The following is an 8,232-nucleotide window of genomic DNA, read 5'->3' on the forward strand; positions in this document are numbered from 1 at the left end:
GGTTTTTAAGTTGGTTTCTTTGCAGGAGCGTTTCTTCCAACTGTCCTGCGTATCGGCTCTGATAGGCCGCCTCCCACAAATCACTTTGATAACGGTGGCTAGCTCTATCATATCCTTCAAAGGTTTCTATCAGTTCTTTGGTGCGATATTTCTCTTTTCCATTGTCTTCTAGCTGGTACAAGAGTTCTCGCTCTCTTTTCTTCAACTCATCCAACTTGCTCATGCATGACTCCTAAAACCATTGGCAGCAGCTTCATCTAGCGCCTCAAAATCACTCGCTACAGAGTGCAGTCGTTCTGAAGTCAGGGTGACAGCAGCCGAAATCTGACTAGCTAGATTCTGAGCCTTTGCCAGACATTGATGGGCCTTGTTATTCCCTTGAAGGGTCGTTAAGTCATCCTGACTAGCCGCAGCTATCGCTGTTAACGATTGACAAGCATTTTTAAGCTGAGTCGCATATGTTTGCGCAAGATTTAGATCACTTTTTACTGTTGACATGGCTGTTTTATCCTTTTTCTCAATTCTTAGTAATAGGTTTACTTCATTTAGCTATATAGGCCTATTATACCATGTTTCATAAAAGTAGCATCATTTTGTCCTGATTTATTTACTATTGTGTATTTTTTCAACAACTTCTCTCATCCGACTCGACGAAAATAGTAAAAACTGTTACAATGTAGAAAAAGAAATGAGGCCCTCATGACCAGTATATATGATTTTTCAGTTTTAAACCAAAATAACCAAGCAACTCCCCTGGAGAGCTATCGTGGTAAAGTTCTCTTGATTGTCAACACTGCTACTGGATGTGGTTTAACGCCCCAGTACCAGGGACTTCAAGAACTCTATGAACGCTATCAAGATCAGGGTTTTGAAATCCTAGATTTCCCTTGCAATCAGTTCATGGGACAAGCACCTGGTAGCGCAGAGGAGATTAATAGCTTCTGCAACCTACACTATCAGACAACGTTCCCTCGCTTTGCCAAGATCAAGGTCAACGGCAAGGAAGCAGATCCTCTTTATGTTTGGCTAAAAGACCAGAAATCTGGGCCACTAGGAAAACGAATCGAATGGAATTTTGCTAAGTTTCTCATTGGCCGAGATGGGCAAGTCCTTGAGCGCTTCTCTTCCAAAACAGACCCCCAAACCATCCAAGAGTCTCTCCAAAAAATACTCTAATTTCTTTTTAAAATGCATCCTTTCATTTAGTTTGAGTCCTGAAAGGATGCGTTTTTTCTTTAAAAAGTAACTTATTTTCTTTAATTTATATTTATTTTTTGCTTTTTTGCTATTGCATTTCTTTCATTAATTTAGTATATTTGTTATATTAAAAACTTTTAGTCATTTTAAGGGAGAAATAGCCTATTAAATTTTTTTATCTTAAAATGAAAGCGCTTTATACAAAGGAGGCAAGGTGGCTTACAAATTACCAGAGAGTTGTTTTCCTTAAATCAAGTTGTAACCAAGTCAGACTTGGGCTCGGGCAGTAGCTGACTGCCTTTCTAAAAACTAGGAGTATATTATGAATCGATACCTTTTTGAAAAAGGGCAAACATTTAGCATTCGGAAGTTGACTGTAGGTGTGGCCTCTGTTATCGTCGGACTGGCATTTTTTGCTTCTGGAACTGTGCGTGCGGACGAAACGTCTCCTACCACGACATCCAATTTAGATCAGCAAATTGAACAAGTCGCAGATATAGAGGAAAGCAAGGCTGAACCAGCTAAAGAAGAAGACCGAGTAGAGACCGAAAAACAAGAAACACCTGCTGCCGATACCAGCAGTGCTGATTTGCTCCCTGAAGAAATTCAGGACCGTGCTTATCCAGACACACCTGTCAAAGAACTCGACACGACTACTATCGTTGACCAGAAAGCTAGTCCAAAAGTAGAAACTAAGAGCATTCTAAAGGACAAGGAAGAAGCTCCAAAAGAAGCTGAGAATGGAAACCGTGCTATTATTAACGGTGGACAAGACCTCAAACATATCAACTACGAGGGGCAACCTGCAACTGCTGCTACTATGGTTTACAGCACTTACAATGCAGGGGAGCAACGTTACCTCGTTTCAGGCTCAGGTATCTTTGTAGCCCCTAATCTAATTCTTACCGTTGCTCATAACTTCCTAGAGGCCAATAAAGAAACTGGTGAAGGTCACATTCGTGGTGGAAAATCTGCCCAGTTCTACTATAACGTTGGTTCAAACAGCGAAAAGAAAAACTCACTACCATCTTCTGGAACTACGGTTTTATTCAGAGAAAAAGATATCCATTTCTGGAATAAGAAAGAGTTTGGAAAAGGCTATAAGAACGACCTTGCTCTTGTAGAAGCTCCTATTCCTCTTCCGATTGCTAGTCCAAACAAAGCAGCAACCTTTACGCCTTTAGCGGATCATAAGACGCATCAGCCTGGAGAAGCCATCAGTACGATTGGCTACCCAACTGACTCGAGCTCAAAAGAACTGAAACAGCCTATCCTAGCCGGTCAGCTTTACAAGGCAGATGGGACCATCCGATCTGTTGAGTCCTATGATGATAAGGGAACGACTGGTATCACCTACCAAACCACTTCTGTATCTGGTTTGTCTGGTGGCGGGATTGTAGACAGCCAAGGAAAAGTTCTGGGTGTCCACCAACACGGAACCGTTGACAATGGTGTCGCTGAAAAGGATCGCTTTGGTGGCGGGCTCGTCCTTTCACCTGAACAACTAAAATGGGTGAAGGACTTGATTGCCAAACATGGCGTGAAAGGCTGGTACCAAGGTGATAACGGAAATCGTTACTACTTTACCGATGAAGGACGTATGCTTCGGAATGAGAAAGCTGTTATCGGAAGCAACGAATATTCCTTCAACCAAGATGGGATTGCTACCTTGACCAAGGGAGTTGAATACGGACGTGTGGTTATCCAACACGAAGACGAAGAAGGAAATCCTGTCAAAGATAATGACACCTTTATCGAACAGACAGCTGTTGATTCTCCATTTGACTATAATTTCAAAAAAGAAATCGAGAAAACAGACTTCTATCAGAAAAATAAAGACAAGTACGAAATTGTATCCATTGATGGCGTAGCAGTTAATAAACAGCTAAAAGATGCATGGGCTGAAGATCACAATGTTGTCAGCAAAGCGCCTGCCGGTACACGTGTCATCAAGGTGGTCTATAAAATCAACAAAGGATCCTTCAAAGTTTACTACCGTCAAAAAGGAACCACTACTGAACTAGCGGAAGCGACAGTTGATAACAATGACGGCCAAGAGTACGATGTTTCCTTTGTCAACACCTTCCATGCAAAAGACATTGCTGGCTACCGTCCAGTCAAGACTAGCCTGGAAGCAACCATCCAGCATAAAGGTGTGAATGAGGTCGTCTTTGAATACGAGCCGGTCGCTGATACGGCTAATCCAACGACTCCGACTCCACCAGTCGCTCATCCAGAAGATAAAGAAACCGAGATTGGCAACCATGGACCTCTTCCAAGCAAGGCTCAACTCGATTACCACAAGGAAGAATTGGCAGCCTTCATCCACTACGGAATGAACACCTATACCAATTCTGAATGGGGAAATGGGAAAGAAGACCCTCGATACTTCAATCCAACCAACTTGGATACTGACCAGTGGATTCGCACTCTGAAGGAAACTGGCTTCAAACGAACCATTATGGTTGTTAAACACCACGACGGATTCGTTGCTTACCCTTCTAAGTATACGGATCATACTGTAGCTGCTAGCCCATGGAAAGATGGTAAGGGTGACCTTCTCGAAGAAGTTTCCAAGTCTGCTAGCAAGTACGACATGAACATGGGTGTTTACCTATCCCCATGGGATGCCAATCATCCAAAATACCATGTCGCAACCGAAAAAGAATACAACCAATACTATCTCAACCAACTGAAAGAAATCCTTGGTAATCCAAAATACGGTAATAAAGGGAAATTTATCGAGGTTTGGATGGACGGTGCGCGTGGTAGCGGTGCCCAAAAAGTAACCTATACTTTTGATGAATGGTTCAAATACATCAAAGAAGCTGAAGGAGATATTGCTATCTTCTCTGCTCAACCGACAAGCGTTCGCTGGATCGGAAATGAACGAGGTATCGCAGGTGACCCTGTCTGGCATAAAGTCAAGAGAGCTAACATCACAGACGATGTGAAAAACGAATACCTCAACCATGGTGACCCAGATGGTGATATGTATTCTGTAGGGGAAGCTGACGTTTCGATCCGTTCGGGCTGGTTCTACCATGACAATCAACAGCCGAAATCACTCAAAGAGTTGATGGACATCTACTTCAAGTCTGTTGGTCGTGGAACCCCTCTCCTTCTCAACATTCCACCAAACAAAGAAGGAAAATTTGCAGATGCGGATGTGGCTCGCTTGAAGGAATTCAAAGCAACCCTAGACCAAATGTATGCGACTGACTTTGCCAAAGGGGCCACTGTAACAGCAAGTTCTACTCGTCAGAACCACCTTTATAAAGAAAGTCACCTGACTGACGGTAAAGATGATACTAGCTGGGCGCTCTCAAATGATGCCACAACTGGTAGTTTCACAGTCGATTTAGGGCAAAAGAGACGCTTTGACGTTGTCGAACTCAAAGAAGACATCGCCAAAGGTCAACGGATCTCTGGTTTCAAGATTGAAGTCGAAATCAACGGACGTTGGGTGACTTACGGTGAAGGTTCAACTGTTGGTTACCGTCGCTTGATTCAAGGTAAACCTGTAGAGGCACAAAAAATTCGTGTGACCATCACAGGAGCACAAGCTACACCAATCTTGAACAACTTCTCTGTCTACAAAACGCCAAGTAGCATTGAAAAGACAGATGGCTACCCTCTTGGACTTGAATACCACTCAAACACAACGGCAGATACAGCCGGAACAACTTGGTACAATGAATCTGAAGGTGTTCGTGGCACTTCTATGTGGACCAATCAAAAAGATGCCAAAGTAAGCTATACCTTCACAGGAACCAAGGCCTATGTCGTCTCTACAGTCGATCCGGGTCATGGAGAAATGTCCGTTTATGTTGATGGCCAAAAAGTTGCGGATGTGCAAACTAAGAACGCTAGCCGTAAACGTAGCCAAAAAGTCTTTGAGACAGGTGATTTAGCACCAGGCCAACACACTATTACTCTTGTAAACAAAACAGGCGAACCAATTGCTACAGAAGGGATCTACATCCTAAACAATGATAGCAAGGGAATGTTTGAACTCGAGTCTACTAACTACGAAGTCGAAAAAGGAAAACCAGTCACTGTTAAAATTAAACGTGTTGGTGGAAGCAAGGGAACTGCTACTGTTCGCTTCATCACAGAACCTGGAACTGGAGTTCACGGTAAAGTTTACCAAGATACAACTCAAGATGTGACTTTTGAAGATGGAGAAACAGAAAAGACTGTGACCATCCCAACGATTGACTTTACAGAACAAGCCGACTCTATCTTTGACTTTAAAGCCAAGCTCACTTCTGTTTCTGATGGTGCCTTGCTCGGTTTTGCTACCGATGCAACCATCCAAGTGATGAAAGCTGAATTGTTGATCAAAGACCAAACAAGTTATGATGACCAAGCTAGTCAGTTGGATTACAGTCCTGGCTGGCACCATGAAACCAATTCGGCAGATAAATACCAAAAGACGGAGTCTTGGGCTTCCTTTGGTCGCTTAACTGATGAGCAAAAGAAAAAAACAACTGTCACAGCCTACTTCTACGGTACTGGACTTGATATCAAGGGATATGTTGATCCAAATCATGGTATCTACAAAGTCTTCCTAGATGGCAAAGAAGTTCCTTATCAAGATGGCATGGGAAATGCGTCAACTATTGAGGGCAAGAAATACTTTAGCGGTCATGCAGCCCAACGCCAAGGCAATCAAACTCTAGTTAGCCTAAAAGGTCTTGAAGAGAACTTGCACGCAGTCACCCTTCAACTCGATCCTGATCGAAACGATTTGTCTCGAAATATCGGTATTCAGGTAGACCAATTCATCACTCGTGGCGAAGGCAGTGAACTCTACAGCAAGACAGATATCATCCAGTCTATCTCAAAATGGAAAGATGATCTGTCCAACTTTGACCCAGCAGGCTTGAAAAATACGGCTACTGCACGCCAAGCTTTCCAAGCAAATCTAGAAAAATTGAGAAACCAACTCAGTGCTGATGCAGTGGATGTTCAAGAAGTCATGTTGACTGTCATCGCCTTACAAGATATCCTGTCCAAGGACGAGAACTATCAAAGAGGGCAAGAGGAACCTAGTCCAGATCAACCTGAACAGCCTGAAGAACCTTCTAAACCTGATCAACCTGAACAACCAGCTCAACCAAAACAACCGGAAATTGAGTATGATAAGGCTATGGACAGCTTAACAAAAGCGATCGAGAAAAAAGTCGCTGAGCTTGGATCCAACAAGGAAGCTAAGAAGCAATTGCTAACAATTGCTGACCAAGCTATTGCTGCAATCCAAGAAGCTAAAACTCAGGAAGCAGTCAATCAAGCGCTAGAAACTGCTCTCGAACAAATCAGCAAGCTCGAAGCAGCTCAGCCTGAGAAACCGGCTGAACCTGAAAAACCTGCTGAGCCTGAGAAACCGGCTGAACCTGAAAAACCTGCTGAGCCTGAAAAACCTGCTCAACCGGAAAAGCCGACTCAACCTGAGAATCCAGTTCAACCGGAAAAACCTGCTCAACCTGAGAAACCAATTACTTCTTCAAGTCCTGAGGAAGGGGTTAAAGACCTTGTCTTTACACTTCCAAGCTTGGAAATCGTCAATAAGGTCGTACCATTCAAGACTATTCGTCGCGAAAACCCACAATTAGACAAAGGAAAAGAGCAAGTTCTATCAGAAGGGAAAGACGGTCTCTTAGTCGAGTATGTTGAAGTGGACGGTGACAATCGCAAAGTTCTCCAAACAGAAGCAACTCCAGCTCAAGATCGAGTGATTGAGGTAGGTAGCAAACAGAGCTCAGTTGGAACAGAAGCGCCACCAGTTGTGACTCTTCCTGAGTATGTTCTACCAAGAGAGACTGAAAAACCGACTCCAGCCGTAACAGATAATTCATCATCAAAAGATGAAAAAGCTCCTGTTACAGCTACAGTCAAAGAAGACAAGGAAAGACAACTTCCAGCAACTGGGGAACAAGAAGCAACTGCCTTCCTCTACTTGGCAGCCATTACTTCTATCTTGTCTCTCCTCATCTTCCAAAAGAATTTCAAAGACTAATAACCCTCTTTGATTGATTCTTTCTAATTATTCAGTTCCCCCGTTGAGAAGACCATTTGGTCTTCTCTTTTTTACACGATTAACCTTGTGTGAAAAAATCCATAAAGGATCCCAAAATTTAATTGAACTTTTTATAAATTCACAGTACTGAGCGGCCATATTTTTCTAGCCTCCTACCTAAATAGTTTCTTCTAAAACTTACTCGAGCCATCTCCATTCACAGAATTCACTTTCATCACTTAGCAGGACAAACGCTTCTCAAATCAATTGTTATCCCTTAACGATCTATTATTTCATTTCAGATGACAAAACCCCATCAATAGCCTATGCTTTATAGGCTAGAATACTAAAAAAATTCAAGAGCATACTTTATTATTTATTGAAAATATTATGCTACTATCAACTAATCTTATGTAAATTGATTCTTAATAACATTTAAAAAGCGTCACTTATTTCTCAAGATAAAAAATAGTCCAGAACAATCGTTCTGGACTATTTCCTTTCCAATTACTTCTTCAGAACTAACTGAAAATCAACTCTCATCTAGAGATTATTTATTTTTACGGCTTACAAAGTACAATCCACCAGTCACTGCCATCAAAGCAAGTCCTGCAACTACTGCTACATTAGATGCTTTTTCACCAGTGTTAGGAAGTTGAGGTTTTGGACCTGGTTTTCCTGGTTCATTTGGTTTACCTGGTGTTGGTTTTTCTGGAGTGTGTGTATTTGTGATATTGAAGCCTTCTACTTTAGATGTATAACCATCAACTGGAACTTCTACTACAGAGTATTCGATTGCTTGACCGTCTTTATAACGATCAAGGTCTGTGAACTCATAAGTCCAACCAGTTGCTTCTGAGGCTACCGCAGTCTTACCAGTGTCTTGACCATCCGCAAGAAGTTTCACTGTGATAGATGCTGGACGGATACCGTCTTGGTTCTCTTCATCTTTCCAGATCTTATGACCTTTTACAGATGTTTTCTCTGGAGCATGTGTATTGGTAACTGTGTAC

General features: G+C 42.4%; 4 protein-coding genes and 1 pseudogene. 2 read left to right on the forward strand and 3 right to left on the reverse strand.

Going from position 1 to position 8,232, the window contains the following annotated elements:
- Together D8847_RS10050 and D8847_RS10055 are read right to left on the reverse strand one after the other, a co-directional pair.
- Window positions 1–223: pseudogene (locus tag D8847_RS10050) on the reverse strand (hypothetical protein); the annotation flags it as partial.
- Entirely contained in the window at window positions 220–498 is a 279-nt protein-coding gene (locus D8847_RS10055) for a TIGR04197 family type VII secretion effector (protein WP_125841457.1), read from the reverse strand. The pseudogene D8847_RS10050 and the gene D8847_RS10055, both read right to left, overlap by 4 nt.
- 201 nt (window positions 499–699) lie before the next feature.
- On the opposite strand from D8847_RS10055, the gene D8847_RS10060 reads away from it, so the two are divergent.
- Window positions 700–1,176, forward strand: coding sequence for a glutathione peroxidase (locus D8847_RS10060; RefSeq protein ID WP_125841458.1), 477 nt, complete (start codon window positions 700–702; stop codon window positions 1,174–1,176).
- 343 nt (window positions 1,177–1,519) lie between these two features.
- Window positions 1,520–7,219 (forward strand): alpha-L-fucosidase, encoded by a 5,700-nt coding sequence (locus tag D8847_RS10065; RefSeq protein ID WP_125841459.1) that lies wholly within the window; start codon window positions 1,520–1,522, stop codon window positions 7,217–7,219.
- A 550-nt stretch (window positions 7,220–7,769) separates the two neighbouring features.
- Here the strand turns inward: D8847_RS10065 and D8847_RS10070 are convergent.
- Window positions 7,770–8,232 (reverse strand): Cna B-type domain-containing protein (locus D8847_RS10070; protein ID WP_260467784.1); only part of this gene is annotated, 463 nt, incomplete at its 5' end.

Origin of the sequence: Streptococcus mitis, assembly GCF_003942795.1 — a bacterium.
In the GTDB taxonomy this organism is placed as follows: Bacteria; Bacillota; Bacilli; order Lactobacillales; family Streptococcaceae; genus Streptococcus; species Streptococcus mitis_BJ.

Coding starts and splice junctions, on each gene's coding strand:
- D8847_RS10055 (WP_125841457.1), bottom strand. CDS start 498: ATGTCAACAGTAAAAAGTGATCTAAATCTTGCGCAAACATATGCGACT.
- D8847_RS10060 (WP_125841458.1), top strand. CDS start 700: ATGACCAGTATATATGATTTTTCAGTTTTAAACCAAAATAACCAAGCA.
- D8847_RS10065 (WP_125841459.1), top strand. CDS start 1,520: ATGAATCGATACCTTTTTGAAAAAGGGCAAACATTTAGCATTCGGAAG.